The sequence below is a fragment of the Streptomyces sp. NPDC053560 genome, assembly GCF_044544605.1.
In the GTDB taxonomy this organism is placed as follows: Bacteria; Actinomycetota; Actinomycetes; order Streptomycetales; family Streptomycetaceae; genus Streptomyces.
In genome coordinates, this window is the sequence record NZ_JBITXI010000006.1 from 136,739 (window position 1) to 163,341 (window position 26,603).

27 protein-coding genes are annotated in these 26,603 nt (G+C 70.5%); 22 read left to right on the forward strand and 5 right to left on the reverse strand.

Annotated features, from left to right (window positions below; all coding sequences use genetic code 11):
• Positions 1 to 120: 120 nt before the first annotated feature.
• The 20 genes from thrB (at position 121) to ACIGQF_RS16160 (ending at position 20,680) form a co-directional block, all read left to right on the forward strand.
• Positions 121 to 1,038: a homoserine kinase gene (thrB, locus tag ACIGQF_RS16065; RefSeq protein WP_361555623.1), complete on the forward strand. Its 918-nt coding sequence runs from the start codon at positions 121 to 123 to the stop codon at positions 1,036 to 1,038.
• A gap of 382 nt (positions 1,039 to 1,420) precedes the next feature.
• Positions 1,421 to 3,508: a transcription termination factor Rho gene (gene rho, locus ACIGQF_RS16070; protein ID WP_399710381.1), complete on the forward strand. Its 2,088-nt coding sequence runs from the start codon at positions 1,421 to 1,423 to the stop codon at positions 3,506 to 3,508.
• A gap of 383 nt (positions 3,509 to 3,891) precedes the next feature.
• Entirely contained in the window at positions 3,892 to 5,016 is a 1,125-nt protein-coding gene (locus tag ACIGQF_RS16075; RefSeq protein WP_399710383.1) for an LCP family protein, read from the forward strand.
• A gap of 167 nt (positions 5,017 to 5,183) precedes the next feature.
• A complete protein-coding gene (gene rpmE / locus ACIGQF_RS16080; protein WP_030621163.1) occupies positions 5,184 to 5,408 on the forward strand; it encodes a 50S ribosomal protein L31 in 225 nt (74 codons plus the stop codon).
• A 133-nt stretch (positions 5,409 to 5,541) separates the two neighbouring features.
• Positions 5,542 to 6,612, forward strand: coding sequence for a peptide chain release factor 1 (gene prfA, locus ACIGQF_RS16085; protein WP_399710386.1), 1,071 nt, complete (start codon positions 5,542 to 5,544; stop codon positions 6,610 to 6,612).
• A gap of 67 nt (positions 6,613 to 6,679) precedes the next feature.
• A complete protein-coding gene (gene prmC / locus ACIGQF_RS16090) occupies positions 6,680 to 7,561 on the forward strand; it encodes a peptide chain release factor N(5)-glutamine methyltransferase (protein WP_399710388.1) in 882 nt (293 codons plus the stop codon).
• Positions 7,562 to 7,649: 88 nt separating this feature from the next.
• Positions 7,650 to 8,297: an L-threonylcarbamoyladenylate synthase gene (locus tag ACIGQF_RS16095; protein WP_399710390.1), complete on the forward strand. Its 648-nt coding sequence runs from the start codon at positions 7,650 to 7,652 to the stop codon at positions 8,295 to 8,297.
• A complete protein-coding gene (locus tag ACIGQF_RS16100; RefSeq protein WP_399710392.1) occupies positions 8,297 to 8,953 on the forward strand; it encodes a protein-tyrosine-phosphatase in 657 nt (218 codons plus the stop codon). The genes ACIGQF_RS16095 and ACIGQF_RS16100 overlap by 1 nt, the downstream gene beginning before the upstream one ends.
• A 146-nt stretch (positions 8,954 to 9,099) precedes the next feature.
• Positions 9,100 to 10,443, forward strand: a complete 1,344-nt coding sequence (gene glyA / locus ACIGQF_RS16105; RefSeq protein ID WP_399710394.1) for a serine hydroxymethyltransferase — start codon at positions 9,100 to 9,102, stop codon at positions 10,441 to 10,443.
• A 99-nt stretch (positions 10,444 to 10,542) separates the two neighbouring features.
• Positions 10,543 to 11,886 (forward strand): MraY family glycosyltransferase, encoded by a 1,344-nt coding sequence (locus ACIGQF_RS16110; protein WP_399710396.1) that lies wholly within the window; start codon positions 10,543 to 10,545, stop codon positions 11,884 to 11,886.
• A 316-nt stretch (positions 11,887 to 12,202) separates the two neighbouring features.
• Positions 12,203 to 12,640, forward strand: coding sequence for a hypothetical protein (locus ACIGQF_RS16115; protein ID WP_362208658.1), 438 nt, complete (start codon positions 12,203 to 12,205; stop codon positions 12,638 to 12,640).
• Positions 12,641 to 12,916: 276 nt separating this feature from the next.
• Positions 12,917 to 13,720, forward strand: coding sequence for a F0F1 ATP synthase subunit A (atpB, locus tag ACIGQF_RS16120; protein ID WP_399710961.1), 804 nt, complete (start codon positions 12,917 to 12,919; stop codon positions 13,718 to 13,720).
• Positions 13,721 to 13,798: 78 nt separating this feature from the next.
• Complete coding sequence (gene atpE / locus ACIGQF_RS16125; RefSeq protein ID WP_143940224.1) at positions 13,799 to 14,041, forward strand: ATP synthase F0 subunit C; 243 nt, start codon at positions 13,799 to 13,801, stop codon at positions 14,039 to 14,041.
• A 48-nt stretch (positions 14,042 to 14,089) separates the two neighbouring features.
• Positions 14,090 to 14,653: a F0F1 ATP synthase subunit B gene (locus ACIGQF_RS16130; RefSeq protein WP_399710963.1), complete on the forward strand. Its 564-nt coding sequence runs from the start codon at positions 14,090 to 14,092 to the stop codon at positions 14,651 to 14,653.
• Positions 14,650 to 15,465 (forward strand): F0F1 ATP synthase subunit delta, encoded by an 816-nt coding sequence (locus ACIGQF_RS16135; RefSeq protein ID WP_399710399.1) that lies wholly within the window; start codon positions 14,650 to 14,652, stop codon positions 15,463 to 15,465. Before ACIGQF_RS16130 ends, ACIGQF_RS16135 begins: the two co-directional genes overlap by 4 nt.
• Positions 15,466 to 15,619: 154 nt before the next feature.
• A complete protein-coding gene (gene atpA / locus ACIGQF_RS16140) occupies positions 15,620 to 17,212 on the forward strand; it encodes a F0F1 ATP synthase subunit alpha (protein WP_399710401.1) in 1,593 nt (530 codons plus the stop codon).
• 20 nt (positions 17,213 to 17,232) lie between these two features.
• Positions 17,233 to 18,153, forward strand: coding sequence for a F0F1 ATP synthase subunit gamma (locus tag ACIGQF_RS16145; RefSeq protein WP_399710403.1), 921 nt, complete (start codon positions 17,233 to 17,235; stop codon positions 18,151 to 18,153).
• A 5-nt stretch (positions 18,154 to 18,158) separates the two neighbouring features.
• Positions 18,159 to 19,601: a F0F1 ATP synthase subunit beta gene (gene atpD / locus ACIGQF_RS16150; protein ID WP_361555665.1), complete on the forward strand. Its 1,443-nt coding sequence runs from the start codon at positions 18,159 to 18,161 to the stop codon at positions 19,599 to 19,601.
• Positions 19,602 to 19,710: 109 nt separating this feature from the next.
• Positions 19,711 to 20,094 (forward strand): F0F1 ATP synthase subunit epsilon, encoded by a 384-nt coding sequence (locus tag ACIGQF_RS16155; protein ID WP_030258514.1) that lies wholly within the window; start codon positions 19,711 to 19,713, stop codon positions 20,092 to 20,094.
• A 118-nt stretch (positions 20,095 to 20,212) separates the two neighbouring features.
• Positions 20,213 to 20,680 carry a DUF2550 domain-containing protein gene (locus ACIGQF_RS16160; protein ID WP_399710407.1) on the forward strand — a complete coding sequence of 156 codons (468 nt, stop codon included), beginning with the start codon at positions 20,213 to 20,215 and terminating at the stop codon, positions 20,678 to 20,680.
• Positions 20,681 to 20,776: 96 nt separating this feature from the next.
• Here ACIGQF_RS16160 and ACIGQF_RS16165 read toward each other — a convergent pair whose 3' ends face one another.
• Together ACIGQF_RS16165 and ACIGQF_RS16170 are read right to left on the reverse strand one after the other, a co-directional pair.
• Positions 20,777 to 21,451, reverse strand: coding sequence for a response regulator (locus ACIGQF_RS16165; RefSeq protein ID WP_399710409.1), 675 nt, complete (start codon positions 21,449 to 21,451; stop codon positions 20,777 to 20,779).
• Positions 21,448 to 22,635, reverse strand: coding sequence for a sensor histidine kinase (locus tag ACIGQF_RS16170; RefSeq protein WP_399710411.1), 1,188 nt, complete (start codon positions 22,633 to 22,635; stop codon positions 21,448 to 21,450). Before ACIGQF_RS16170 ends, ACIGQF_RS16165 begins: the two co-directional genes overlap by 4 nt.
• Positions 22,636 to 22,795: 160 nt before the next feature.
• On the opposite strand from ACIGQF_RS16170, the gene ACIGQF_RS16175 reads away from it, so the two are divergent.
• Positions 22,796 to 23,398 (forward strand): hypothetical protein, encoded by a 603-nt coding sequence (locus tag ACIGQF_RS16175; protein WP_399710413.1) that lies wholly within the window; start codon positions 22,796 to 22,798, stop codon positions 23,396 to 23,398.
• 148 nt (positions 23,399 to 23,546) lie between these two features.
• On the opposite strand, the gene ACIGQF_RS16180 is transcribed toward ACIGQF_RS16175, so the two are convergent.
• From ACIGQF_RS16180 to ACIGQF_RS16190, 3 genes are read right to left on the reverse strand one after another with little or no spacing between them, the layout of a single operon-like run.
• Positions 23,547 to 24,119: a cob(I)yrinic acid a,c-diamide adenosyltransferase gene (locus tag ACIGQF_RS16180; protein WP_399710415.1), complete on the reverse strand. Its 573-nt coding sequence runs from the start codon at positions 24,117 to 24,119 to the stop codon at positions 23,547 to 23,549.
• Positions 24,120 to 24,132: 13 nt separating this feature from the next.
• Positions 24,133 to 24,888, reverse strand: coding sequence for an ABC transporter permease (locus ACIGQF_RS16185; protein WP_399710417.1), 756 nt, complete (start codon positions 24,886 to 24,888; stop codon positions 24,133 to 24,135).
• Positions 24,889 to 24,901: 13 nt separating this feature from the next.
• Positions 24,902 to 25,684: an ABC transporter ATP-binding protein gene (locus tag ACIGQF_RS16190; RefSeq protein ID WP_399710419.1), complete on the reverse strand. Its 783-nt coding sequence runs from the start codon at positions 25,682 to 25,684 to the stop codon at positions 24,902 to 24,904.
• A gap of 81 nt (positions 25,685 to 25,765) precedes the next feature.
• Here ACIGQF_RS16190 and ACIGQF_RS16195 point away from each other — a divergent pair, with 81 nt between their 5' ends.
• Entirely contained in the window at positions 25,766 to 26,422 is a 657-nt protein-coding gene (locus tag ACIGQF_RS16195) for a TetR/AcrR family transcriptional regulator (protein WP_399710421.1), read from the forward strand.
• Positions 26,423 to 26,603 lie beyond the last annotated feature (181 nt).

Sequence of the window (26,603 nt, forward strand, 5' to 3'; positions counted from 1 at the left end):
GGCATAGTGCAGTGGTGTGCAGGGCAGGTCAGAACGGACCCCATGAGCCGATCAGGTGCCTCGGCACCGCGGCGCTCCGGGGCAGTACCGCAGTTTCACATCAAGGAGAGTCATCGAGCGATGGCCGGTCCAGCGTTCCGCGCCGCCGCCGTCCGGGTGCGCACCCCCGCCACCAGCGCCAATCTCGGTCCCGGCTTCGACGCCCTCGGCCTGTCCCTGGGTCTGTACGACGACGTCGTAGTACGCGTCGCCGACTCCGGACTGCACGTGGACATCGCGGGTGAGGGTGCCGACACCCTGCCGCGCGACGAGAGCCACCTGCTCGTACGGTCCCTGCGCACCGCATTCGACCTGCTGGGCGGGCAGCCGCGCGGCCTGGAGGTCGTCTGCGCCAACCGCATCCCGCACGGCCGGGGCCTCGGCTCCTCCTCCGCGGCCATCTGTGCCGGCATCGTCGCGGCGCGCGCCGTGACGATAGGCGGCGAGCAGAAGCTCGACGACGCCGCGCTGCTGGAACTGGCCACCGAGATCGAGGGCCACCCCGACAACGTCGCCGCCTGTCTGCTCGGCGGATTCACCCTGTCCTGGATGGACGCCGGCGCAGCCCGCGCCATCAGGATGGACCCCGCCGATTCCGTCGTTCCGGTGGTTTTCGTACCGGGTAAGCCCGTGCTCACCGAAACCGCCCGGGGCCTGCTGCCGCGCACCGTCCCGCACGGTGACGCCGCGGCGAACGCCGGTCGCGCCGCACTGCTCGTCGAGGCCCTGACCAGGCGCCCCGAGCTGCTGCTCGCCGCGACCGAGGACCGACTTCACCAGGAGTACCGGGCGCCGGCGATGCCGGAGAGCGTGGCCCTGGTGAACCGACTGCGGGCGGACGGTGTCCCCGCGGTCGTCTCCGGCGCGGGCCCGACGGTGCTCGCGCTGGTCGAGGAGGGAGCGGCCGACAAGGTCGCGACTCTGGCGGGCGAGGGGTGGGCGGCCAACCGGCTGTCCCTCGACGCAGCAGGAACGAGCGTGCTGCCGCTCGCCGGGTGACCGACGGATTGCCGGTCTGAGAGAGGGGGAATGTTTGTTGGATCCGGTAGTGTTAACCTCAAGTGAGTACTCGACGCCGCAGCGGCGAGGTACTTCGTGTCCCCAGTCGGGACCACCTTTCTTCCGGGAGCCTCCCAACCTGCTTGGAGCGACTGCCTAAAGCAGAAGCGAGCATGCTCCGGAAATCGGCGTGATGTGCATGAAGCGTGACCTGCATGAATGCGCAGCATCTTTCGCGTCGGAACCATGAACTGATCTCTCCGCCGAATCCGGCGGGACCACCGCCCCGGCCCGGCCCGTGAATGTCGAGGGACCGCGGTCGGACAGCACAACCGGTCGCCGAGCCAGACAGGCCGACGCCCGCTCCAGGGAAGGACCCTTCGTGAGCGACACCACCGATCTGATGGGCGTACGCACCGATGGCGATGCCGCAGCGCCCGCCACGGACGCTCCCGCCGCGCCTGCCACCGGGGCCGCCACTGGTGCCTCGCGGCGACGCCGTTCCGGCACCGGCCTTGAGGGCATGGTCCTGGCCGAGCTGCAGCAGGTAGCCTCCAGCCTCGGCATCAAGGGCACCGCGCGGATGCGCAAGAGCCAGCTCATCGAGGTCATCAAGGAGAAGCAGGCCGCCGGCGGAGCCGGTGCGGCCAAGGGCGCCGACGCGTCCGCCGAGGCTCCCGCCGAGGCCAAGCCGAAGCGCCGGGCCACCTCCAAGGCCCGCACCGGCGAGGCCGCGGCCGAGAAGAGCGCCGAAAAGACCGCCGAGAAGCCCGCCAAGGCGGAGAAGGCCGTGGACACCGCCGCCGGCCAGCAGCAGATCGACATCCCCGGCCAGGGCGCCAGTGACGAGCAGCCGGCCGGCGAGCGCCGCCGGCGCCGTGCCACCGCAGCGGCCGGCAGCCCCGAGTCCGCCGGTGAGGCCAAGGACGGCGCGCGCGGCGAGGCCAAGGCCGAGGCGAAGACCGAGGTCAAGGACGGTCAGAAGGACGGCTCCGGCCAGGAGGGCGAGGGCCGCAAGGGCGGCGAGGGCCGTCAGGACCGGGGTGACCGCCAGGACCGCGGTGACCGTCAGGACCGCGGCCAGAAGGGCGACCGCCGGGGCCGCGACCGGGACCGTGACCGTCGTAAGAACAACGACGGCAACGACGGCGGCGGCCAGCAGGGCGGCGGCAACCGTCAGCAGGGTGGCGGCGGCGGTGGCAACCGCCAGGACGACTTCGACGACGACGGCCAGGGCGGCCGCCGCGGTCGCCGGGGCCGTTACCGGGACCGCCGTGGCCGTCGCGGCCGCGACGACTTCGGCGCCGAGCCGCAGGTCGCCGAGGACGACGTCCTGATCCCCGTCGCGGGCATCCTGGACATCCTCGACAACTACGCGTTCATCCGGACCTCCGGTTACCTCCCGGGCCCGAACGACGTGTACGTCTCCCTCGCCCAGGTCCGCAAGAACGGCCTCCGCAAGGGTGACCACGTCACCGGCGCGGTCCGCCAGCCCCGCGAGGGCGAGCGCCGCGAGAAGTTCAACGCGCTGGTGCGCCTGGACTCCGTCAACTCCGTCGCCCCCGAACAGGGCCGCGGCCGCCCGGAGTTCGGCAAGCTGACCCCCCTGTACCCGCAGGAGCGGCTGCGCCTGGAGGGCGAGGCCGGCCAGCTGACCACGCGGATCATCGACCTCGTGTCGCCGATCGGCAAGGGCCAGCGCGGTCTGATCGTGGCCCCGCCGAAGACCGGCAAGACCATGATCATGCAGGCGATCGCCAACTCGATCACCCGCAACAACCCCGAGTGCCACCTGATGGTCGTCCTCGTCGACGAGCGTCCGGAAGAGGTCACCGACATGCAGCGGTCGGTCAAGGGCGAGGTCATCTCCTCGACCTTCGACCGCCCGGCCGAGGACCACACCACCGTCGCCGAGCTCGCCATCGAGCGCGCGAAGCGCCTGGTGGAGCTGGGCCACGACGTCGTCGTCCTGCTGGACTCCATCACCCGTCTGGGCCGCGCGTACAACCTCGCGGCGCCCGCCTCCGGCCGCATCCTGTCCGGTGGTGTCGACTCGACCGCGCTGTACCCGCCGAAGAAGTTCTTCGGTGCCGCGCGCAACATCGAGGACGGCGGCTCGCTGACCATCCTGGCCACCGCGCTGGTCGAGACCGGCTCGCGGATGGACGAGGTGATCTTCGAGGAGTTCAAGGGCACCGGCAACATGGAGCTCAAGCTCGACCGGAAGCTCTCGGACAAGCGCATCTTCCCGGCGGTGGACGTGGACGCGTCCAGCACCCGTAAGGAAGAGATCCTGCTCTCCAGCGACGAGCTGGCGATCGTGTGGAAGCTGCGCCGGGTGCTGCACGCCCTGGACCAGCAGCAGGCCATCGAGCTGCTGCTGGACAAGATGAAGCAGACGAAGTCCAACGCGGAGTTCCTGCTGCAGATCCAGAAGACGACGCCGACCCCGGGCAACGGCAACGACTGACGCCCGCCGGCACCGTCGAGCGAAGCCCTCTCCGCCATCCGGCGGGGAGGGCTTCGTCGTGCTGTCACCGGCGCGTCCTGGCCGTGAAAGTGCTGTGACGCATGCCGCGTCCGACGGCCGCGCCCTGAGACCTTCCGCACAGACATAAAGTCCGTAAACGTCCCGTCCCGTATCCGGCAGACCAGGCAAAATCCCTGGTGAGCGAGGTGCGAACGGCTGTACGCCGACTCCGGCGCGCCCGGCCCGAGCGACCTGGGCGGCCCGGCCGTCTGTGCAACCCTTCCCGGATGCCTCCCGTCTGACAAGGTGCGGGACACCACCGGTGAGAGGACGTGACAGCCGGGGACGGCGAGGCCAGCCGAGCAGCAAGGACTGAGGAGCAGATGGCGGACAGCAGCAGGGCCGCGCGGACGGCCGAGGGCCGTTCCCGCGGCATACGCGCCACCGGCCGCCGGCGCAAGGGACCCACGAGGCGCCGCAGGGCGCTGACGATCACGCTCTGCGCCCTGGTGAGCTGCGTGCTGCTGGGCGGCGCGGGGCTCGGGTTCGTCTACTACCAGCTGAACGGCAACCTCAAGGGCGTCGACATCGACGCGGCACTGGGTGCCGACCGCCCGGACGACGTCGACAACGGTTCGATGGACATCCTGGTGCTCGGCTCGGACTCCCGGGCCGGGGACAACGCCAAGTACGGCTCGGACGGTGGCGGCGCCCGCTCGGACACCGCGATGGTGGTGCACGTATACAAGGGCCACAAGAAGGCCAGCGTGGTCTCCATCCCCCGGGACACCCTGATCTCGCGGCCCTCGTGCACCAAGGGCGGGCAGCAGACCCCGGGTGCCCAGCACGTCATGTTCAACACCGCGTACGAGGTCGGCGGTCCGGCCTGTGCCGTCAAGACGGTGGAGTCCATGAGCGGCATCCGTATGGACCATTTCGTCGAGGTCGACTTCAGTGGCTTCAAGAAGCTCATCACCGCCCTCGGGGGCGTCGAGATCACCACGAAGAAGGCGATCCACGATCCGGACAGCCACCTCGACCTGAACCCCGGCACCCACACCCTGGACGGCGAGCAGGCACTCGGCCTGGTCCGCACCCGGCACGGCGTGCCCGGCGGCGACGGCAGTGACCTGGGCCGCATTCAGCTGCAGCAGACCTTCATCAAGGCGCTGATGGACCAGGTCAAGGACGTCGGTGTGCTGTCGAACCCGACGAAGCTGTACGACATCGGGGACACCGCCACCAAGGCGATCACCACCGACACCCGGCTGAACTCGGTCAACGCGCTGGTCGGCCTGGCCAAGAGCGTCGGGGGCATCGGCTCGGACCACATCAACATGGCCACCCTCCCGGTGACGTACGACCCGGACAACCCCAACCGGGTGCTGCCGCTGGACGCCCAGAACAAGCAGGTCTGGAAGGCGCTGCGGGAGGACAAGGCCATCCCGAAGTCGGCCCTGAAGGACTCGGCCGGCGACAAGGGCGGCACGTCCGACTACGTACGGTGAGAGGGGTGGCTCCGTCTCCCGGCCCGCATACGGGCCGGGAATAACGGCAGTCGCCCCCCGGTTTGGGGAGATGCGGCCAGTACTGGCAAACTGGACCGTCGGCCCCGGTTCACGTGACGCATCCCGCGAGCACGACCCGGTGCCCTCCCGATACATAGGAGAATCCCTTGAAGCGCGACATCCACCCGGAGTACGTCGAGACCCAGGTCAGCTGCACCTGTGGCGCCTCGTTCACCACCCGTAGCACCGTTGCGGACGGCACCATCCGTGCCGACGTCTGCTCCGAGTGCCACCCGTTCTACACGGGCAAGCAGAAGATCCTCGACACCGGTGGCCGCGTGGCCCGCTTCGAGGCCCGCTTCGGCAAGAACGCCGGGTCCGGCAAGAAGTAGCGACCCACAAGGCGCCGGTTCTCGGTCGCCCCTGCGCAGGGGCGACCGGACCGGCGTTTTGCCGTCAATGGCCCGCCGGCCCCTCCGGCCGCGGGCGCCCCCGGTACATCCCAGCCAGCAGAGGAACACCACGATGTTCGAGGCGGTCGAGGAACTGATCGGCGAGCACGCCGACCTCGAGAAGCGGCTCGCCGACCCCGCGGTCCACGCCGACCAGCGCGAGGCGATGCGGCTCAACAAGCGTTACGCCGAACTGACCCCGATCATCGCCACGTACCGCGCCTGGAAGCAGACCGGGGACGACATCGAGACGGCCCGCGAACTCGCCGCCGACGACCCCGACTTCGCCGACGAGGTGAAGGAGGGCGAGGTCCGCCGCGAGGAGCTGACCGAGAAGCTGCGGCTGCTGCTCGTCCCGCGCGACCCCAGCGACGACAAGGACGTCATCCTCGAGGTCAAGGCCGGCGAGGGCGGCGAGGAGTCCGCGCTGTTCGCCGGCGACCTGCTGCGGATGTACCTGCGTTACGCCGAGCGCCTCGGCTGGAAGACCGAGATCCTCGAAGCCAACGAGTCCGACCTCGGTGGCTACAAGGACGTCCAGGTCGCCGTGAAGACCAAGGGGCAGACCGAGCCCGGCCAGGGCGTCTGGGCGCGCCTCAAGTACGAGGGCGGAGTGCACCGCGTGCAGCGCGTGCCCGCCACCGAGTCCCAGGGCCGCATCCACACCTCCGCCGCCGGCGTGCTCGTCACCCCCGAGGCCGAGGAGGTCGAGGTCGAGATCGGCCCGAACGACCTGCGGATCGACGTCTACCGCTCCTCGGGCCCGGGCGGCCAGTCGGTCAACACCACCGACTCCGCGGTGCGCATCACCCACCTGCCCACCGGCATCGTCGTCTCCTGCCAGAACGAGAAGAGCCAGCTGCAGAACAAGGAGCAGGCGCTCCGCATCCTGCGCTCCCGGCTGCTCGCGGCGGCGCAGGAGGAGGCCGAGCGGGAGGCGTCGGACGCCCGCCGCAGTCAGGTACGTACGGTCGACCGCTCCGAGCGGATCCGGACCTACAACTTCCCGGAAAACCGGATCTCCGACCACCGGGTGGGCTTCAAGGCGTACAACTTGGACCAGGTGCTGGACGGCGAGCTCGACCCGGTCATCCAGGCCTGCGTGGACGCCGACTCGGCGGCCAAGCTGGCCGCCGCCCAGTAAGCCGCGGGCGGGCGCCCGGCGCCCGCTTCACACCGCACGACCGAAGTACGTACCGGCTGGAGGACCAGTGCAGCAGTCTCCCGGGGGCCGTCCCCCCAAGGCCCGGTCTGTGCTGCTCGCCGAGGTGGCCCAGGCGACCCAGCGGCTGGCCGACGCCGGCGTGCCCTCGCCCCGCTTCGATGCCGAGGAGCTCGCCGCCCACGTGCACGGCGTGAAGCGGTCCCAGCTGCACACGGTGGGCGACGCCGACTTCGACGCCCGGTACTGGGAGGCGATCGCCCGCCGCGAGGCCCGCGAGCCGCTCCAGCACATCACCGGGCGCGCCTTCTTCAGGTACCTGGAACTGCACGTCGGCCCCGGGGTGTTCGTGCCCCGGCCGGAGACCGAGTCGGTGGTGGGCTGGGCCATAGACGCCGTCCGCGCGATGGACGTCGTCGAGCCGCTCATCGTCGACCTGTGCACCGGCTCCGGCGCCATCGCCCTCGCGCTCGCCCAGGAGGTCCCGCGCTCGCGGGTGCACGCCGTGGAGCTGTCCGAGGACGCCCTGGTGTGGACACGCAAGAACGTCGAGGGGTCCCGCGTCGTTCTCCATCAGGGCGACGCGCTGACCGCGCTGCCCGAGCTGGACGGCCAGGTCGACCTGGTCGTCTCCAACCCCCCGTACATCCCGCTGACCGAGTGGGAGCACGTGGCACCGGAGGCACGCGACCACGACCCAGAGCTCGCGCTCTTCTCCGGCGAGGACGGCCTGGACACCATCCGGGGCATCGAGCGCACCGCACACCGCCTGCTGCGGCCCGGCGGCGTCGTCGTGATCGAGCACGCCGACACCCAGGGCGGCCAGGTGCCGTGGATCTTCACCGAGGAGCGCGGCTGGGCGGACGCGGCCGACCACCCCGACCTGAACAACCGCCCGCGTTTCGCGACCGCCCGCAGGGCGACGCCGTGACCGTACCCGCAGCTCCCGACCGGGCCCCGGCCGCCGCCGGGCGCCGCCGTTCCCACCCCACCACCGTTCCGCACCAGGAGGCCCGCTAATGGCACGGCGATACGACTGCAGCGACGCGACCGACCGCGCGACCGGCCTGCGTGAGGCCGCCTCGGCGGTCCGGCGCGGGGAGCTGGTCGTGCTGCCGACCGACACCGTCTACGGGGTCGGCGCGGACGCCTTCAGCTCGGAGGCCGTCGGCGACCTCCTGGAGGCCAAGGGCCGCGGCCGCAACATGCCCTCGCCGGTCCTGGTCGGCTCCCCGAACACCCTGCACGGCCTGGTCACCGACTTCTCCGAGCAGGCCTGGGAGCTGGTCGACGCCTTCTGGCCCGGCGCGCTGACCCTGGTCGCCCGGCACCAGCCGTCGCTGACCTGGGACCTGGGGGAGACCCGTGGCACGGTGGCGGTACGGATGCCGCTGCACCCGGTCGCCATCGACCTGCTGACCGAGTTCGGCCCGATGGCCGTCTCCAGCGCCAACCTCACGGGACGTCCGTCCCCGCAGGACTGCGACGCGGCCCAGGAGATGCTGGGCGACTCCGTCTCCGTGTACCTCGACGGCGGGCCCACCCCGGCCGCCGTGCCGTCCTCCATCGTCGACGTCACCGGGAAGATCCCGCGGCTGCTGCGGGCCGGCGCGATCGACGCCGACGAGCTCCGCAAGGTCGTACCCGAGCTCGAGGTGGCCAATTGATGGCCCTGCAGGGGCGTGGCATAGCGGGAACGCAGGACGACTACACCTTCCGCATCCTCCACGTCAGCACCGGCAACGTCTGCCGCTCGCCGATCACCGAGCGGCTGCACCGCCATGGCCTGCAATGCAGACTCGGTACCGAGCTGACCAGCGGCATCGTGGTGGAGAGCGCCGGCACCTGGGGCCACGAGGGCGCCCCGATGGAGGCCCACGCCGCCACCGTGCTGGCCGATTACGGCGCCGACCCCGACGGGTTCATCGGCCGTGAGCTGCTGGACGAGCACGTCATCCGCGCGGACCTGGTGCTCACCGCCACCCGCGACCACCGTGCCCAGGTCATCTCCATGGGCCACTCCGCTGGGCTGCGCACCTTCACCCTCAAGGAGTTCAACCGGCTGGTGAAGGCCATAGATCCGGCCACTCTGCCCGAGCCCGACCCGGCGCTGCCCGACGGCGGCCTGGTGGACCGCGCCCGCGCGCTCGTGGGCGCGGCGGCCGCGCTACGCGGCTGGCTCCTCGCGCCGAACGCCGAGGCCGACGAGGTGCACGACCCCTACGGCGCGCCCATCACGTTCTTCCGCTCCATCGGTGACGAGATCAACCAGGCCCTCGACCCGGTCGTCACCGCCCTCACAGGAGTCCCCGCACGCGCCTGAGCGGCCCTGTGCCGCCCTGCCCGCCGGCTGGCCGTAAAGACCCCCCGCCACCCGCCCGGCCGCCCTGTCGCGCCGTACACCGCGCCCGGAGACCGTTCCGCGCCTACATTGGACGTACGTCCCCCGTACGAGGCCCGGAGCGAGCGATGTCAGCGACTCCCGCGTCCACCCGCAGCGCCACCCCGCATGCCCGGCCGGTCCGGCAGCAGAGCGACGCCCGGCCGCCCGGGAGCACGGCCGCGGCGCCCTGGGGCGGACCCGGCTTCGACCAGCTGCGCGCCCAGGACCCGCAGATCGCCGACGCGCTGCTCGGCGAGAGCGCCCGGCAGGCGTCGGGCCTCCAGCTGATCGCCGCGGAGAACTTCACCTCGCCCGCCGTGCTCGCCGCGCTCGGCTCCCCGCTCGCCAACAAGTACGCCGAGGGCTACCCCGGCGCCCGCCACCACGGCGGCTGCGAGCTGGTGGACTTCGCCGAGCGGACGGCGGTGGAGCGCGCCAAGACCCTCTTCGGCGCCGAACACGCCAACGTGCAGTCCCACAGCGGCTCTTCGGCCGTGCTGGCCGCCTATGCAGCCCTGCTGCGCCCCGGGGACAGCGTGCTGGCCATGGCGCTGCCGCACGGCGGCCATCTGACGCACGGCTCGGCCGCCAACTTCTCCGGCCGCTGGTTCGACTTCGCCGGGTACGGCGTGGACCCCGACACCGGGCTGCTGGACTACGCCGCCATCCGGGAGCTGGCGGTGCGGCGCCGCCCCAAGGCCATCGTCTGCGGCTCGATCTCCTATCCGCGCCACATCGACTACGCGGCCTTCCGGGAGATCGCCGACGAGGTGGGCGCGTACCTCATCGCGGACGCCGCGCACCCCATCGGGCTGGTGGCCGGGGGAGCGGCGCCGAACCCGGTGCCGTACGCCGACGTGGTGTGCGCGACCACCCACAAGGTCCTGCGCGGCCCGCGCGGCGGCATGATCCTGTGCGGCGCCGAGCTGGCCGAGCGGATCGACCGGGCGGTGTTCCCGTTCACCCAGGGCGGTGCGCAGATGCACACGGTCGCGGCGAAGGCGGTCGCCTTCGGGGAGGCGTCGACGCCGGCGTTCGCGGAGTACGCCCATCGGGTGACGGGCAACGCGCGGACGCTCGCCGCGGCGCTGCAGGCCGAGGGGCTGACGGTGACCACCGGCGGCACCGACACCCACCTGATCACCGCGGACACCGCGCCGCTGGGGCTGGATGCCCGGACGGCGCGCGGGCGGCTGGCCGCGGCCGGCATCGTCCTGGACACCTGCGCGCTGCCCGGTCCGGCGGACGCCGCGACGCGCAGGACCGGCATCCGGCTGGGCACCGCCGCCGTTTCCACTCAGGGGATGGGGGAAGCAGAGATGACACGCATCGGGGCACTGATCGGAGCGGCGCTGCGGGACGACGGCACGGTCCGTGCGGGGACCACGGAACTGGTCCGGAACTTCCCGCCATATCCCCCACAGGCCTGAATCGGGGAACCGTTCGCGCGCGAGGAACGTCGTTACCTACATTCACGGCTGAGGGGCGGACACGCATATGGTGTGTGGCTGTGATGGCCAGCGATACCAATGGGGCAGCCCGTGCGTGAATACCTGCTGACGCTGTGCGTCACGGCCGCGGTCACTTACCTGCTGACCGGGCCGGTACGGAAATTCGCGATCGCGGCCGGCGCGATGCCGGAGATCCGCGCCCGCGACGTGCACCGCGAACCGACGCCGCGGCTCGGCGGCATCGCGATGTTCGGCGGTCTGTGCGCGGGTCTGCTCGTCTCCGCCCACTTCACGAACATCAAGAGTGTCTTCGAGTTCTCCAACGAGCCGCGTGCGCTCCTCTCGGGCGCCGCGCTGATCTGGATCCTCGGCGTCCTGGACGACAAGTGGGGCGTGGACGCGCTCATCAAGCTCGGCGGGCAGATGATCGCCGCGGGCGTGATGGTCCTCCAGGGGCTGACCATCCTGTGGATCCCGGTGCCCGGCGTCGGCACGGTCTCGCTGACCCCCATGCAGGGCACGCTGCTCACCGTCGCGCTGGTCGTGATCACCATCAACGCGGTGAACTTCGTCGACGGCCTGGACGGCCTCGCCTCCGGCATGGTGTGCATCGCGGCCGCGGCGTTCTTCATGTACGCGTACCGCATCTGGTACGGCTACGGCCTGGAGGCGGCGGCGCCCGCTTCGCTCTTCGCGGCGATCCTGATGGGCATGTGCCTGGGCTTCCTGCCGCACAACATGCACCCGGCGCGGATCTTCATGGGCGACTCGGGCTCGATGCTGATCGGGCTGGTGCTGGCGGCGGGCGCGATCTCCGTCACGGGCCAGGTGGACCCGGACGCCATGCAGCTGTTCGCCGGTTCGGAGCGGGCCGCGGTGCACACGATGGTGCCCGTCTACATCCCGCTGCTGCTGCCGCTGACCATCATCGCGGTGCCCTTCGCCGACCTGGTCCTGGCGATCGTCCGGCGGACCTGGAACGGCCAGTCGCCGTTCACCGCCGACCGCGGCCACCTGCATCACCGGCTGCTGGAGATCGGGCACTCGCACAGCCGCGCGGTGCTGATCATGTACTTCTGGTCGGCGCTGATCGCGTTCGGCGCGGTGGCGTACTCGGTCAACAACGCCAGCGTCTGGATCGTCCTGGGCATCGTCGCCCTGAGCGCGGTCGGCCTGGGCCTCCTGCTGCTGCCGCGGTTCACGCCGCGGGCGCCGCGCTGGGCGGAGCGGATGGTGCCCCCGCGGTACCGGCGCCGGGCCGTCGCGACCGACGCGGAGGGCACGGCTCCGGAAGCCGGTTCCGCGGACGCGGAGCCGGGGGAGGAGCCGCGGGAAGCGGTACCGGCCGGGATCAACGGCGCCACCGCGATCGGCGACCGGTCCCGTTTCCAGGACTGGCGCCGGGTCGGCAGCCGGCACTGAACGAGAGGTTCCGGAAACTTCTTCGGAACGAGTTCGAGATTATGTTCGCCACACTGAAAATCGGACCATTCCGTGCTCATAGCACACAAAATGGCGGCCGTCAGTGCACCAACGCGCGGAGTACTGCTCACGTGTGACAGGTAGCACACGAAGTAGGTAAAGACCTCATCAAATAGTTTGTGATACCGTTCACGAGACCCGGTGATAGAGCCGTAAGTCCCGAATCGATCGGGCCGCTCGGCTCGGCCGACCACCGTCGGACCGGGTCTACGCTCGTCCGCGAGCACACCCGCCCCCACCCCGCCGGAGCGCCGCCATGCAGTCACATGACGCTCGCCTGTTTCTTCGTGCCCTCGTACCCACGCTTGTCGTCGGCGCTCTCGCCGTCGTCGTCAGTGCGCTGGTCGCCGGCGGTAAGGGCGCGATCGGTGCCGTGTTCGGTGTGGCGCTGGTGCTCTTCGTGATGGGCATCAGCCTCGTCGTCCTCCAGCAGACCGCGAAGAAATACCCCGCGCTGTTCCAGATGATGGGGCTGCTGCTGTACGCGGTGCAGATCCTGTTCGTCGGGGTCTTCCTGCTCGCGTTCAAGGACACGTCTCTTTTTGATACGAAGGCCTTCGCGTTCACCCTGCTCGCCTCGACCCTCGTGTGGATCGCCGCACAGGCCCGCGGCTACATGAAGGCGAAGATTCTCTACGTCGACCCCGAAGCCGCGGAAGCCAAGCGCGCGGAAACGGCGGGGTCCACGCCGTGAGACGTAGGGCCGGGATAAACGCAGCCGTGAGAGCCTGCTATCGTCCGGTGCCATCTGCGGCACAGTTGGCGCAGGCGGCGCGGCTCCCGAGTCCCCCGGGGCAGGAAGTACGAATCCTGCGGCCCCCGCCTGTGATGCGAACCGGCCCAGTGCCGATGTGCCGCCCCCAAATCCGTAAGACCAGTCCAGTGCCGTTCCGCGGATCAACGCCGCGCCGACACAACGAGGTTGCCGTACCTATGCGCCACGCTGAAGGAGCTCGCGGTGAGTGCTGACATGAATACGCTCGCCTTTAACACCGAGTGCCACCTCTTCATTCCAGGGTGTGGCTTCGAGGCTCCCGGCCTGCACTCGTTCGTCTTCGACCCGCTCTTCTCGATCGGCAGCTTCAACTTCAACAAGCCGATGCTGCTGGCCCTGGTCAGCACCGTCGTCGTGGTGTGGTTCTTCTGGGCTGCTTTCGGCCGGGCCAAGGTCGTGCCGGGCAAGCTGCAGATGATCGCGGAGGCCGGCTACGACTTCGTGCGCCGCGGGCTCGTGTACGACGCGCTCGGCAAGAAGGAGGGCGACAAGTACGTCCCCTTCATGGTCGCGCTGTTCTTCTTCGTATGGGTCATGAACATCTGGTCGATCATTCCGGTCGCCCAGTTCCCGGTGACCTCGGTCATCGCGTTCCCCGCCGGCCTGGCCCTGATGGTCTGGCTGCTCTGGGTGACTCTGACCTTCAAGAAGCACGGTTTCGTCGGCGCCCTCAAGAACTTCACGGGCTACGACAAGTCGCTCGGCTGGGTCCTGCCGCTGCTGATGGTCATCGAGTTCTTCTCGAACCTGATCATCCGGCCCTTCACCCACGCGGTCCGGCTCTTCGCGAACATGTTCGCGGGCCACATGCTGATCGTGATGTTCACCATCGCCAGCTTCTACCTCGCGAACGGCGTCGGCTTCGTCTACGCGGGCGCGTCCTTCGTGATGACCCTTGTGATGACCGCCTTCGAGCTGTTCATCCAGGCCGTCCAGGCGTACGTCTTCGTGCTGCTGGCCTGCAACTACGTCCAGGGCGCGCTCGCCGAGCACCACTGAGCACCCCGCCTCCCCGATACACACCAGACGTCCGGTGGCCAACCCCCATCGGTCCTTGAAAGAGAAGGAAGAACCGGCATGTCCGCTCTCCAGACCCTTGCCTCCGCCGACGCGTTCACCGGCAGCGCCAGCGCGATCGGTTACGGCCTGGCCGCCATCGGCCCCGGCGTCGGCGTCGGCATCATCTTCGGTAACGGCACCCAGGCCCTGGCCCGCCAGCCCGAGGCCGCCGGCCTGATCCGCACCAACCAGATCATGGGTTTCGCCTTCTGTGAGGCGCTCGCCCTCATCGGCATCGTCATGGGCTTCGTTTACAAGTAAGCCGAAGCACTACGACGACCCTTATAGACGGAAGGCATTGACGTGACCCTGGTCAGCCTGGCGAGTGAGGTAGAGGTTCCGCAGAACCCCCTCATCCCGCCGATCCCAGAGCTTGTCATCGGCCTGATCGCCTTCTTCATCGTCTTCGGCTTCCTCGCCAAGAAGCTCCTCCCGAACATCAACAAGGTTCTGGACGAGCGCCGCGCGGCGATCGAAGGTGGCATGGAGAAGGCGGAGGCCGCCCAGGCCGAGGCCCAGCAGGTCCTGGAGGACTACCGGGCCCAGCTCGCCGACGCCCGCCACGAGGCCGCTCGTCTGCGCCAGGAGGCGCAGGAGCAGGGTGCCGCGCTCATCGCCGAGATGCGCGCGGAAGGCCAGCGGCAGCGTGAGGAGATCATCGCCGCCGGCCACGCCCAGATCGAGGCGGACCGGAAGCAGGCCGCACACACGCTGCGTCAGGACGTGGGCAAGCTCGCCACCGACCTGGCCGGCAAGCTCGTCGGTGAGTCCCTCGAGGACCACGCCCGGCAGAGCCGCACCATCGACCGCTTCCTCGACGAGCTCGAGGCCAAGGCGGCGACCGACACGGCGAAGGCCGAGGCCGGCCGATGAATGGAGCGAGCCGCGAGGCACTGGCCTCCGCACGCGAGCGTCTCGACGCACTGACGGACAACGCCTCCGTCGACGCGGCGAAGCTCGCCGAGGAGCTGGCTGCCGTCACCGCGCTGCTCGACCGCGAGGTGTCGCTGCGTCGGGTCCTCACCGACCCGGCGCAGGCCGGCGAGGCGAAGGCCGAGCTGGCCGGGCGCCTGCTGGGCAGCCAGGTCGGCGGCGAGACCGTCGATCTGGTCTCCGGCATGGTCCGCTCCCGCTGGTCGCGGTCGCGCGACCTGGTGGACGGCATCGAGGAGCTGGCGTTCAGTGCCGACCTCGTCGCCGCGCAGCGGGCCGGGGCGCTCGACGACGTGGAGGACGAGCTGTTCCGGTTCGGCCGGATCGTGTCCTCCTCGGCCGAGCTGCGCTCCGCACTGACCGACCGCCGGGCGGACTCCTCGGCCAAGGCCGAGCTGATCCGCTCGCTGCTGGGCGGCCGGGCGAACCCGGTCACCGAGCGCCTGGTCGTGCGACTCGTCGCACAGCCGCGGGGCCGTAGCCTGGAGGCGGGGCTGGACGCCCTGTCCAAGCTGGCCGCGCACCGCCGGGACCGGCTGGTCGCGGTGGTCACCTCCGCGGTGCCGATCAGCGAGAGCCAGAAGCAGCGCCTGGGCGCTGCCCTCGCGTCGCTGTACGGCCGGCGGGTCCACCTGAACCTCGACGTGGACCCCGAGGTCCTCGGCGGCGTGCAGGTGCGCATCGGTGACGAGGTCATCAACGGGACCATCTCCGAGCGCCTGGACGAGGCGACCCGGCGGATGGCCGGCTGAAACAGCCAACCAACTCAACAGCATGAGCAGCGGCCCGAGTTGGGCCGTAACGCAGGGACAGCAACAGGGGGCGAACCCGCCCTCTGCCTGCGGCGGGGGAGCCCCATACCCCGCAACAAGACTTCGGGCCCAACAAGGAGAGCAGGGAACCCAGATGGCGGAGCTCACGATCCGGCCGGAGGAGATCCGGGACGCGCTGGAGAACTTTGTCCAGGCGTACAAGCCGGACGCGGCCTCGCGCGAGGAGGTCGGGACGGTCAGCGAGGCCGGTGACGGCATCGCGAAGGTCGAGGGACTTCCCTCGGCGATGGCGAACGAACTGCTGAAGTTCGAGGACGGCACCCTCGGCCTCGCGCTGAACCTCGAAGAGCGCGAGATCGGTGCGGTCGTCCTCGGCGAGTTCAGCGGTATCGAGGAGGGCCAGCCGGTGCAGCGCACCGGTGAGGTGCTCTCGGTCGCCGTGGGCGAGGGCTACCTCGGCCGCGTCGTCGACCCGCTGGGCAACCCGATCGACGGCCTCGGCGAGATCGAGTCCGAGGGCCGCCGCGCCCTGGAGCTGCAGGCTCCGGGCGTCATGGTCCGTAAGTCGGTCCACGAGCCGATGCAGACCGGCTACAAGGCCGTCGACTCGATGGTGCCGATCGGCCGCGGTCAGCGTCAGCTGATCATCGGCGACCGCCAGACCGGCAAGACCGCGCTGGCCGTCGACACCATCATCAACCAGCGCGACAACTGGCGCTCGGGCGACCCGAAGAAGCAGGTCCGCTGCATCTACGTCGCGGTCGGCCAGAAGGGCTCCACCATCGCGTCCGTGCGCGGTGCCCTGGAGGAGGCCGGCGCCCTGGAGTACACGACGATCGTCGCGGCTCCGGCGTCCGACCCGGCGGGCTTCAAGTACCTCGCCCCCTACACCGGCAGCGCCATCGGCCAGCACTGGATGTACGAGGGCAAGCACGTCCTGATCATCTTCGACGACCTGTCGAAGCAGGCCGACGCCTACCGTGCCGTGTCGCTGCTGCTGCGCCGTCCGCCGGGCCGTGAGGCCTACCCGGGCGACGTCTTCTACCTGCACTCGCGTCTGCTGGAGCGTTGCGCGAAGCTGTCGGACGACATGGGCGCCGGCTCGATGACCGGTCTGCCGATCGTCGAGACCAAGGCGAACGACGTGTCGGCGTTCATTCCGACCAACGTCATCTCCATCACCGACGGCCAGTGCTTCCTGGAGTCCGACCTGTTCAACGCGGGCCAGCGCCCGGCGCTGAACGTCGGTATCTCCGTCTCCCGAGTCGGTGGCTCCGCCCAGCACAAGGCCATGAAGCAGGTCTCCGGCCGCCTCCGTGTGGACCTCGCCCAGTTCCGTGAGCTGGAGGCGTTCGCCGCCTTCGGTTCCGACCTGGACGCGGCCTCCAAGGCCCAGCTCGCCCGTGGTCAGCGCATGACCGAGCTGCTCAAGCAGGGTCAGTACCAGCCGATGCCCGTCGAGGAGCAGGTCGTCTCCATCTGGGCCGGTACCACCGGCAAGATGGACGACGTCCCGGTGGAGGACATCCGCCGCTTCGAGCGCGAGCTCCTTGACTGGATGGGCCGCGAGAAGAAGGAGCTGCTCACCAGCATCGTCGAGGGCGGCAAGATGTCCGACGACACCATCCAGGCCCTTACCGAGTCGGTCTCCACCTTCAAGCAGCAGTTCGAGACCTCGGACGGCAAGCTGCTCGGTGAGGACGCTTCGGCCGGCGCCGCCAAGTGACGACGGAAGGGACCTGATCCATGGGAGCCCAGCTCCGGGTCTACAAGCGTCGCATCCGCTCCGTCACCGCGACCAAGAAGATCACCAAGGCGATGGAGATGATCGCCGCCTCGCGCATCGTCAAGGCGCAGCGCCAGGTGGCGGCATCGACGCCGTACGCGAGTGAACTGACCCGCGCGGTGACGGCGGTTGCTACCGGCTCGAACACCAACCACGCCCTGACGACCGAGGCGGAGAACCCGACCCGGGCCGCGGTGCTGCTCATCACGAGCGACCGCGGTCTCGCGGGCGGCTACTCCTCCAACGCCATCAAGGCCGCCGAGCAGCTCACCGAGCGGCTCAAGGGCGAGGGCAAGGAGGTCGACACCTACATCGTCGGCCGCAAGGGTGTGTCGTACTACGGCTTCCGCGAGCGCAAGGTCGAGGAGTCGTGGACCGGCTTCACCGACAGCCCGACGTACGCGGACGCCAAGGCCGTCGCCGCACCGCTCATCGAGACCGTCCAGAAGGACACGGCCGAGGGCGGCGTGGACGAGCTGCACATCGTCTTCACCGAGTTCGTTTCGATGATGACGCAGACGCCGGTCGACGACCGGCTGCTGCCGCTCAGCCTCGACGCGAAGGACGACGAGGACGGTGTCGCGGCCTCGAACGAGCTGCTGCCGCTGTTCGACTTCGAGCCGTCGGCGGAGGACGTCCTGGACGCCCTGCTGCCGCGGTACGTGGAGTCGCGCATCTACAACGCGCTGCTGCAGTCCGCCGCCTCCGAGCACGCCGCCCGCCGGCGCGCGATGAAGTCGGCGACGGACAACGCGGAAGAGCTCATCAAGTCGCTCTCGCGGCTTGCAAACCAGGCCCGCCAGGCCGAAATCACCCAGGAAATCAGCGAGATCGTCGGTGGCGCGAGCGCACTGGCCGACGCGACCGCGGGGAGTGACTGACAACTATGACCACCACTGTTGAGACGGCCACGGCGACGGGCCGCGTCGCGCGGGTCATCGGCCCGGTCGTCGACGTGGAGTTCCCCGTCGACGCGATGCCGGACATCTACAACGCGCTGACCGTCGAGGTCGACGACCCGGCCGAGGCCGGCGTCAAGAAGACGCTGACCCTCGAGGTCGCCCAGCACCTGGGCGACGGCATGGTCCGCGCGATCTCGATGCAGCCCACCGACGGTCTGGTCCGCCAGGCCGCGGTGACCGACACGGGCACGGGCATCACCGTCCCCGTCGGTGACGTCACCAAGGGCAAGGTGTTCAACACCCTCGGCGAGATCCTCAACAAGCCGGAGGCGGCTGCCGAGGTCACCGAGCGCTGGCCCATCCACCGCAAGGCCCCGACCTTCGACCAGCTCGAGTCCAAGACCGAGATGTTCGAGACCGGCGTCAAGGTCATCGACCTGCTGACCCCGTACGTCAAGGGCGGCAAGATCGGTCTGTTCGGTGGTGCCGGTGTCGGCAAGACCGTTCTGATCCAGGAAATGATCTACCGTGTGGCCAACAACCACGACGGTGTGTCGGTGTTCGCGGGCGTCGGTGAGCGTACCCGTGAGGGCAACGACCTCATCGAGGAGATGACGGACTCCGGCGTCATCGACAAGACCGCGCTGGTCTTCGGCCAGATGGACGAGCCCCCGGGCACCCGTCTGCGGGTCGCGCTGGCCGGTCTGACGATGGCGGAGTACTTCCGTGACGTCCAGAAGCAGGACGTCCTCTTCTTCATCGACAACATCTTCCGGTACACCCAGGCGGGTTCCGAGGTGTCCACCCTGCTGGGCCGCATGCCCTCCGCGGTGGGTTACCAGCCGAACCTGGCGGACGAGATGGGCCTCCTGCAGGAGCGCATCACCTCGACCCGTGGTCACTCGATCACCTCGATGCAGGCGATCTACGTCCCCGCGGACGACCTGACCGACCCGGCGCCGGCCACCACCTTCGCGCACCTGGACGCCACGACCGTTCTGTCGCGTCCGATCTCGGAGAAGGGCATCTACCCGGCGGTGGACCCGCTGGACTCGACGTCCCGCATCCTGGACCCGCGGTACATCACGCAGGAGCACTACGACTGCGCCTCCCGCGTGAAGACGATCCTGCAGAAGTACAAGGACCTGCAGGACATCATCGCGATTCTCGGTATCGACGAGCTGGGCGAGGAGGACAAGCTCGTTGTCCACCGTGCCCGTCGTGTCGAGCGCTTCCTGTCGCAGAACACCCACGTGGCGAAGCAGTTCACCGGTGTCGACGGTTCGGACGTGTCGCTGGACGAGTCCATCTCGGCCTTCAACGCGATCTGCGACGGTGAGTACGACCACTTCCCCGAGCAGGCGTTCTTCATGTGCGGTGGCATTGAGGACCTCAAGGCCAACGCCAAGGAGCTGGGCGTCTCCTGACCCCGGCTTCCGGTTCCGGGGGCGGCCGTGGCCGCCCCCGGCGCCGACGCCCACTAGTATTTGACCCGACATCTGCTGATCCCGGCAGGTGAAGACCCGAGGAGCCATCGTGGCTGAGCTGCACGTCGAGTTGGTCGCCGCGGACCGTCAGGTCTGGTCCGGCGAGGCCAGCCTGGTCGTCGCGCGCACCTCGTCGGGCGACATCGGCGTCATGCCCGGTCACCAGCCGCTGCTCGGCGTGCTGGAGTCCGGTCCGGTGACGATTCGTACGACCGGCGAGAGCGGCGACGGCACCGTCGTTGCCGCGGTGCACGGCGGCTTCATCTCGTTCGCCGACAACAAGCTTTCTCTGCTCGCGGAGATCGCCGAGCTGTCGGACGAGATCGATGTCCAGCGCGCGGAGCGGGCCTTGGAGCGGGCGAAGTCGGAGGCCGACGCGGCCGCCGAGCGCCGCGCCGATGTCCGGCTGCGTGCGGTGGCAGGCGTTCACTGAACCCTGTCACAGACGAGCTTTACCCTCAGCCGCGGGCTGCGCTGGAATTCTCCAGAGCGGTCCGCGGCTGAGCCGATGCAGGTGCGTAACCGTATTCGAGGCGAGGAGGTCGGTGGAGATGGTCCTCGCTCTGTGTGTGAGTGCCGCGGTCGTCGTCCTGGTACTACTGGGGCTCTTCGTCTTCGGACTGCGACGGCGGCTGATCCAGCGGTCCGGCGGCACGTTCGACTGCAGTCTGCGCTGGGACGTGCCCGCCGAGGCGGCCGTCACGACGCCGGACGGTGAGCCCAGCGGCAAAGGCTGGATCTACGGCGTGGCCCGGTACAACGGTGACCGCGTCGAGTGGTTCCGGGTCTTCTCCTATGCGCCGCGCCCACGGCGCATCCTGGAGCGGGCCTCCATCGAGGTACTGGAGCGCCGCAGCCCGGAGGGCGAGGAGGAGCTGGCCCTGCTCTCCGACTCCATCGTCCTCGCCTGCCGGCATCGGGGCACGCGCCTGGAGCTGGCGATGAGCGAGGACGCGCTCACGGGCTTCCTCGCCTGGCTGGAGGCGGCACCACCCGGACAGAGAGTCAACGTGGCTTGACGACTGTCCGGGTTTTCTGTTTTCCGGGGGCGGCTCCTCCGGGGAGTGTTCTCCGGTAGGTGCCTTTCCGCTAGGTGCCGTGGGCCCGGTCCCGCGTCAGGCGTGCTCGCGGCCGAGGCCCAGTTCCTGGGCGAGCACGGCGGCCTGCACCCGGCTGCGCAGCTCCAGCTTGTTCAGCAGCCGGCTGACGTGCGTCTTCACCGTGGCCTCCGCCATGTCCAGGCGGGCCGCGACGGCCGCGTTGGACAGCCCTTCGCCCAGGCAGCCGAGCACCTCGCGCTCTCGCGGGGTGAGCACGTCGAGGACGGCGGTGTCCTGGGCGGCGGCCGGGCGGGGCGCCGCGAACTCCGCGATCAGCCGCCGGGTCACGGCGGGCGCGATGATCCCCTCACCGGCCGCCACCGTACGGACCGCCGCCAGCAGCTCCGCCGCGTCGCTGGTCTTCAGCAGGAATCCGGCCGCGCCCGCGCGCAGCGCCCCGAAGACGTACTCGTCCAGGTCGAAGGTGGTCAGCACCAGGACGTCGGCCAGGCCCCGAGCGGTGATCTCGCGGGTGGCCGAGACGCCGTCCAGCCGGGGCATCTGGACGTCCATCAGCACCAGGTCCGGGCGGAGCGCGGCGGCCAGCCGGACCGCCTCCTCGCCGTCCGCCGCCTCCCCGGCCACCTCGATGTCGGGTGCCGAGCGCAGGATGAGGACCAGGCCCGCGCGGACGGCCGACTGGTCCTCGGCCACCAGGACCCGGATCGGACGGTCGGTGCGGTCGGTCATCGGGGGTGCTCCTTCTCGTCGGCGGGCAGTGTCGCCCGTACGCGCCATACGTCTCCGTCGGGGGCCGCGTCGAACGTCCCGTGCAGCAGGGCGGCCCGCTCGCGCATGCCGACCAGTCCGGAGCCGGAGCCGGGCGCGCTCGGGCCGGGGCGCCGGCCGTAGGGACTGGTGACGGCGAGCGACAGGGCGCCGTCGGCGCGTGCGATGCGTACGGTCACCTCGCCGGGCGCCGCGTGCTTGAGCGCGTTCGTCACGGACTCCTGGACGATCCGGTACGCGGCCAGCTCCACCGGGGCCGCGAGCGCGGCGCCCCCGGGCGGGCGCTCGTCGGCGAGGGTGAAGGTGAGGCCGCTGCCGGCGCCGTGGCCGCGGGCGCGCTCCAGGAGGGCGTCCAGGGCGTCGAGCCGGGGCGTGGCGGCCGGTGCGTCCTGGGCCCCGGCGTCCCGCAGGAGGCCGATGAGGCGGCGCATCTCCGCCAGGCCCTGCAAGCTGTTCTCGCGGATGACGCCGAGCGCGTCGCGGGTCGCTCCGGGGTCGTCGAGGGCCTGCGCTGCGGTGGCGTGGATGGCGATGGCCGAGAGGTGGTTGGCGACCATGTCGTGCAGCTCGCGGGCCATCCGGGCGCGCTCGGACAGGACGGCCTCCCGGCGGTCCAGCTCGGCCAGCAGCGCGGTCTGCTCGGCGCGCAGCCGGGCGGCCTGGGCGGCCTCGCGGTGGCTGCGGATGATGACCGCGGTCCAGGCCGGGCCGATCGTGCCGACGCCGACCGCGACGCCGATGAGCAGCGCCTGCGGGTCGCGGAGCAGGGCGACGGGCAGCAGGGTGGCGAGGACGGTGACCAGGACGCAGGCGCGGGGGATGCGGCGGGCAGCGGCCGGGGTGCCGTACATGACGGCCGCGTAGATCACGTCGGTGAACATCAGCACGGTGGCGATCACCGTGCCGCTCAGCACGTCGAGGACCATCGCGGCCGAGCCGACGGCCAGGGCCGTGCCGGGCGCGGTGCGGCGCAGCAGCTCGGCGCCGGACATCGCGGCGAGGGCGGCCGGCGCGAACTGCACGGGCAGCAGGACCGGGCCGCCGTGCAGTCCGAGGAACCACAGCAGCACGCCCCCGAGCAGGCCGGACACCGCGATGAGGACATCGTCGCGGTGCGGGCGGCCGGGGGCGGCGAAAGGGCTCACCCTGCCATCCAACACGGCCGGACCGGTCCGGGCCTCCCTATCGGCGACGATCCGCCGCCGGCGCCGCGTACATCGAAGGATGCAGTGCCGGATCGTCACGGGCGACGACGAATCGGGGGCGCGGGGCGCGGAGGCTGGAGGGGAGGGAGAGGAGCGAACCGTGATCGTGACGCTGGTCGTGCTGTGCGAGGTCGGGTTCTGGGTGCTGCTGGCCGCGGGGCTGGCGCTGCGTTATCTGGCGCGGATGCCGCGCACCGGGGCCGCGGTCCTGCTGATGGAGCCGCTGCTGGAGCTGGTCCTGCTCGTGGCGACGGTGGTCGACCTGCGCAACGGTGCGCAGGCGGACTGGAAACACGGGCTGGCCGCGGTCTACATCGGCTTCACGGTCGCCTACGGCCACTACACGATCCGGTGGGCGGACGGGCAGTTCGCGTACCGCTTCGCGGGCGGCCCGAAGCCGCCGGGCGCCGGGTACGGCCGGGCGCGCGCGGTGCACGAGTGGAAGCTGTGGCTGCGCACGGTGGTCATGGGCGCGGTCGCGGCCGGGCTGCTCCAGGCCGCGGTCTGGTACGTGGGGGACGGCGACACCGCCTCGCTGCGGTCCTGGCAGGCCACGGCGGCCCGCATCGTGGGCATCCACGGTCTGATCGCCCTCACGTACACGATCTGGCCGAAGCAGCCGAAGAAGGGCGAGCGGGAGCCGGAGCCGGACGGGGCCGGGGACGGCGCGGGGGAGCGCCCCCGGTCCCTGTCCAAGCCCTGATCAGCGCTCGCCGCCGGGCACCCACAGCACGTCGCCCAGCTCCTTGTTCGCCGTCCGGGCCAGGATGCTGTGTCTTTCGGGGGGCGACCCCCGAGCCCCCGGCCGGGCTGAGGTGACGTGTGGTGGGCCGGATGTGGCGAAGTGGTGGTCAGCGCTCGCCGCCGGGCACCCACAGCACGTCGCCCAGCTCCTTGTTCGCCGTCCGGGCCAGGATGAACAGCAGGTCGGAGAGGCGGTTGAGGTAGGTGGCGGTGAGCGGGTTCATGATCTCGCCGTGCGCCTCCAGCGCTGCCCAGGTGGACCGCTCGGCGCGCCGGACGACCGTGCACGCCTGGTGCAGCAGGGCCGCGCCGGGCGTGCCGCCGGGCAGGATGAAGCTGCGGAGCTTCTCCAGCTGCTCCAGGAAGTGGTCGCAGTCCGCCTCCAGCTTGTCGATGTAGGCCTGCTCGACCCGCAGCGGCGGGAACTCCGGGTTTTCCACGACCGGCGTCGAGAGGTCGGCGCCCACGTCGAAGAGGTCGTTCTGGACGCGGACGAGGACCTTGACGACCTCCTCGGGGAGGTCGCCGAGGGCGATGGCGCTGCCGATGACGGCGTTGGCCTCGTTGGCGTCGGCGTAGGCCGCGATCCGCAGATCGGTTTTGGCGGTCCGGCTCATGTCGCCGAGGGCGGTGGTGCCCTGGTCGCCGGTACGGGTGTAGATGCGCGTCAGATTGACCATCCCGCCAGCGTAGTTATGCCCCGGCTCGCCGGAAGACACGTGTGCCGACCGTCACGGAGAGGGCGGCGAAGGCGAGTGCGACCAGGACGCCGTACAGCATGGGGACGGTGGCGTAGTGGCCCATGTACGCGTCCCGCACCGCGTCCACCAGATAGCGCAGCGGCATGACGTGCGAGAGGGCGTCCAGCCAGCCGGGGCCCAGGGCCATCGGCAGCATCAGGCCGGAGAGCAGCATCGACGGCATGGTCAGCGCATTGATGACCGGGCCGAACTCCTGGGGCGTACTGACCTTCAGTGCCAGCGCGTACGAGAGCGACGCGAGCGAGACGACCAGCAGCGCGACGAAGCCGAAGCCGATGAGGATGCCGCCCAGCGGTGCGCGCAGGCCCATGACGAGGGCCGCCAGGACCAGCAGTACCGCCTGGAAGACGAAGAGCAGGACGTCGCGCAGGACCCGGCCGAGCAGCAGCGCGAGCCGGCTGACCGGTGTCACCCGCATGCGCTCCAGCACCCCGGTGTTCTTCTCCAGGATGATCGCGAAGCCGCAGAACGAAGCGCCGAAGAGGGCGAGTTGGAGCAGCAGGCCGGGCACCAGCACCTGCCAGGAGCTGCCGGTGGAGCCGAGCGGCAGGCCGGTCAGGAGCGGGCCGAAGAAGAGCAGGTACAGCAGCGGCATCAGGGCGCCGAAGAGGATCTGGAACTTCGAGCGCAGGGTCTGGCGGGCGTAGCGCCCGAAGACCAGCGCGGTGTCGGAGGGCAGTGCGGACATCGGGGCGGGCTCCTCAGACGGAGAGGGGGGCGGGGTCCTCGGTGGTGACCGAGCGGCCGGTGAGGGCGAGAAAGGCGTCCTGGAGGGAGGCGGCGGCCGATCCGGCGTACCGCTCCTTGAGCGCGGCGGGCGGTCCCTCGGCGGCGACGACGCCCTGGTCGACGACGACCAGCCGGTCGGCGAGCGCGTCGGCCTCGTCGAGGTAGTGGGTGGTCAGCACGACGGTGGTGCCGTGCTCGGTGCGGATGCGGCGGACCAGGTCCCACAGGTCGGCGCGGCTGCCGGGGTCCAGCCCGGTGGTCGGCTCGTCGAGGAAGAGCACCTCGGGGCGGTGGATGAGCCCCATGGCGAGGTCGAGTCGGCGCCGCTGGCCGCCCGAGAGCGCGGCCGTCCTCCGGTCCAGCAGCCCTTCCAGGCCCAGGTCGGCGGCGAGTTCGCCGGCGCGCGCCGTGGCCTCGGCCTTGCTGAGCCGGTACAGCCGCCCCTGGGAGACCAGCTCCTCGCGTACCGAGACGGCCGGGTCGACGCCGCCGGACTGGGCGACGTAGCCGACCCGTCGGCGGACGCCCGCCGGGTTCCGGGCGAGGTCGCAGCCCGCGACGGTGGCGGTGCCGCCCGTGGGCGGCAGCAGCGTGGTGAGCATGCGCAGGGTCGTGGTCTTGCCGGCGCCGTTGGGGCCGAGCAGGCCGAGGATCTCGCCGCGCTCGGCGGTGAGGTCGACGGAGCGGACCGCTTCGACGGGACCGCGCTTGGTCGTGAAGGTCCGGGACAGTCCGGAGGCGGTGATGACGGGCATGACGGCAAGAAAAGCAGAGTGACCACAAATTTGCAATGCCTCCAAATTTTCAAGCCATGCAAGCGCGCCTAGGATGGGGCCATGAGCGAGGGGTCGAAGAAGGAAGGGCTGCGCGAGCGGAAGAAGCGGCAGACCCGGCAGTACCTGTCGGACGTCGCCACCGGGCTCTTCCTGGAGCGCGGTTTCGACGCGGTGACCGTCGCGGAGATCGCCGAGGCCTGCGAGGTCTCCGTGAACACCGTCTACAACTACTTCCCGGCCAAGGAGGACCTCTTCTTCGACCGCAGCAAGGGGGTCGTGGACCGGCTCTCGCGCTGGGTGCGAGCCCGGGCTGCCGGGGAATCGGCCGCCGCCGCGGTGCTGCGCGAGCTGCGCGAGGAGGTCGAGGCGGTCTCGCCGCGGGTGGGGCTGTTCGAGGGGTACGAGCGGTTCATGCGGGTCATCCACGGCTCGGCGGCCCTGAAGGCGCGGCTGTGGTACATCCAGCAGGAGACGGCCGAGCACCTGGAGCGCACGCTGTGCGAGGAGGTCGGCGCCGAGGAGGGCGACCTGCTGCCGGTCCTCGTGGCGGGGCAGCTGAACTGGGCGCACGGGACGCTCATGGCCCACATCGGCCGCGAGATGACCGCGGGTCGGGGGGCGACCGAGGTGTCGCGGGAGGCGCTGGCGCTGCTGGACGAGCTGGAGGGCCTGCTGAGCGAACGGGTACTCAACTACGCGGTACGCGCCCCGGAGTGAGCCGGCGGCCACCGGCGGCCCGGTGTGGCGCCGGGTGCCCGGCGCGAGAGGCGGGGGCCGTTCCGGTGTGATGTCCGTCATGTGAGACAGGACGCACTCATCAGACCTCCCAACCAAGGCGAACGGGCGCTAACGTCGCCCGGGAGAAGTCGTGAAGTGCACAGCGTGTGAGGGGTCGTTC

What these genes read in the sequence shown, in the direction of transcription:
- thrB (WP_361555623.1), top strand. Translation starts at nt 121, where the DNA reads ATGGCCGGTCCAGCGTTCCGCGCCGCCGCCGTCCGGGTGCGCACCCCC.
- ACIGQF_RS16075 (WP_399710383.1), top strand. Translation starts at nt 3,892, where the DNA reads ATGGCGGACAGCAGCAGGGCCGCGCGGACGGCCGAGGGCCGTTCCCGC.
- prfA (WP_399710386.1), top strand. Translation starts at nt 5,542, where the DNA reads ATGTTCGAGGCGGTCGAGGAACTGATCGGCGAGCACGCCGACCTCGAG.
- ACIGQF_RS16095 (WP_399710390.1), top strand. Translation starts at nt 7,650, where the DNA reads ATGGCACGGCGATACGACTGCAGCGACGCGACCGACCGCGCGACCGGC.
- ACIGQF_RS16100 (WP_399710392.1), top strand. Translation starts at nt 8,297, where the DNA reads ATGGCCCTGCAGGGGCGTGGCATAGCGGGAACGCAGGACGACTACACC.
- glyA (WP_399710394.1), top strand. Translation starts at nt 9,100, where the DNA reads ATGTCAGCGACTCCCGCGTCCACCCGCAGCGCCACCCCGCATGCCCGG.
- ACIGQF_RS16110 (WP_399710396.1), top strand. Translation starts at nt 10,543, where the DNA reads ATGGGGCAGCCCGTGCGTGAATACCTGCTGACGCTGTGCGTCACGGCC.
- ACIGQF_RS16115 (WP_362208658.1), top strand. Translation starts at nt 12,203, where the DNA reads ATGCAGTCACATGACGCTCGCCTGTTTCTTCGTGCCCTCGTACCCACG.
- atpB (WP_399710961.1), top strand. Translation starts at nt 12,917, where the DNA reads ATGAATACGCTCGCCTTTAACACCGAGTGCCACCTCTTCATTCCAGGG.
- atpE (WP_143940224.1), top strand. Translation starts at nt 13,799, where the DNA reads ATGTCCGCTCTCCAGACCCTTGCCTCCGCCGACGCGTTCACCGGCAGC.
- ACIGQF_RS16135 (WP_399710399.1), top strand. Translation starts at nt 14,650, where the DNA reads ATGAATGGAGCGAGCCGCGAGGCACTGGCCTCCGCACGCGAGCGTCTC.
- atpA (WP_399710401.1), top strand. Translation starts at nt 15,620, where the DNA reads ATGGCGGAGCTCACGATCCGGCCGGAGGAGATCCGGGACGCGCTGGAG.
- ACIGQF_RS16145 (WP_399710403.1), top strand. Translation starts at nt 17,233, where the DNA reads ATGGGAGCCCAGCTCCGGGTCTACAAGCGTCGCATCCGCTCCGTCACC.
- atpD (WP_361555665.1), top strand. Translation starts at nt 18,159, where the DNA reads ATGACCACCACTGTTGAGACGGCCACGGCGACGGGCCGCGTCGCGCGG.
- ACIGQF_RS16160 (WP_399710407.1), top strand. Translation starts at nt 20,213, where the DNA reads ATGGTCCTCGCTCTGTGTGTGAGTGCCGCGGTCGTCGTCCTGGTACTA.
- ACIGQF_RS16165 (WP_399710409.1), bottom strand. Translation starts at nt 21,451, where the DNA reads ATGACCGACCGCACCGACCGTCCGATCCGGGTCCTGGTGGCCGAGGAC.
- ACIGQF_RS16180 (WP_399710415.1), bottom strand. Translation starts at nt 24,119, where the DNA reads ATGGTCAATCTGACGCGCATCTACACCCGTACCGGCGACCAGGGCACC.
- ACIGQF_RS16185 (WP_399710417.1), bottom strand. Translation starts at nt 24,888, where the DNA reads ATGTCCGCACTGCCCTCCGACACCGCGCTGGTCTTCGGGCGCTACGCC.
- ACIGQF_RS16190 (WP_399710419.1), bottom strand. Translation starts at nt 25,684, where the DNA reads ATGCCCGTCATCACCGCCTCCGGACTGTCCCGGACCTTCACGACCAAG.
- ACIGQF_RS16195 (WP_399710421.1), top strand. Translation starts at nt 25,766, where the DNA reads ATGAGCGAGGGGTCGAAGAAGGAAGGGCTGCGCGAGCGGAAGAAGCGG.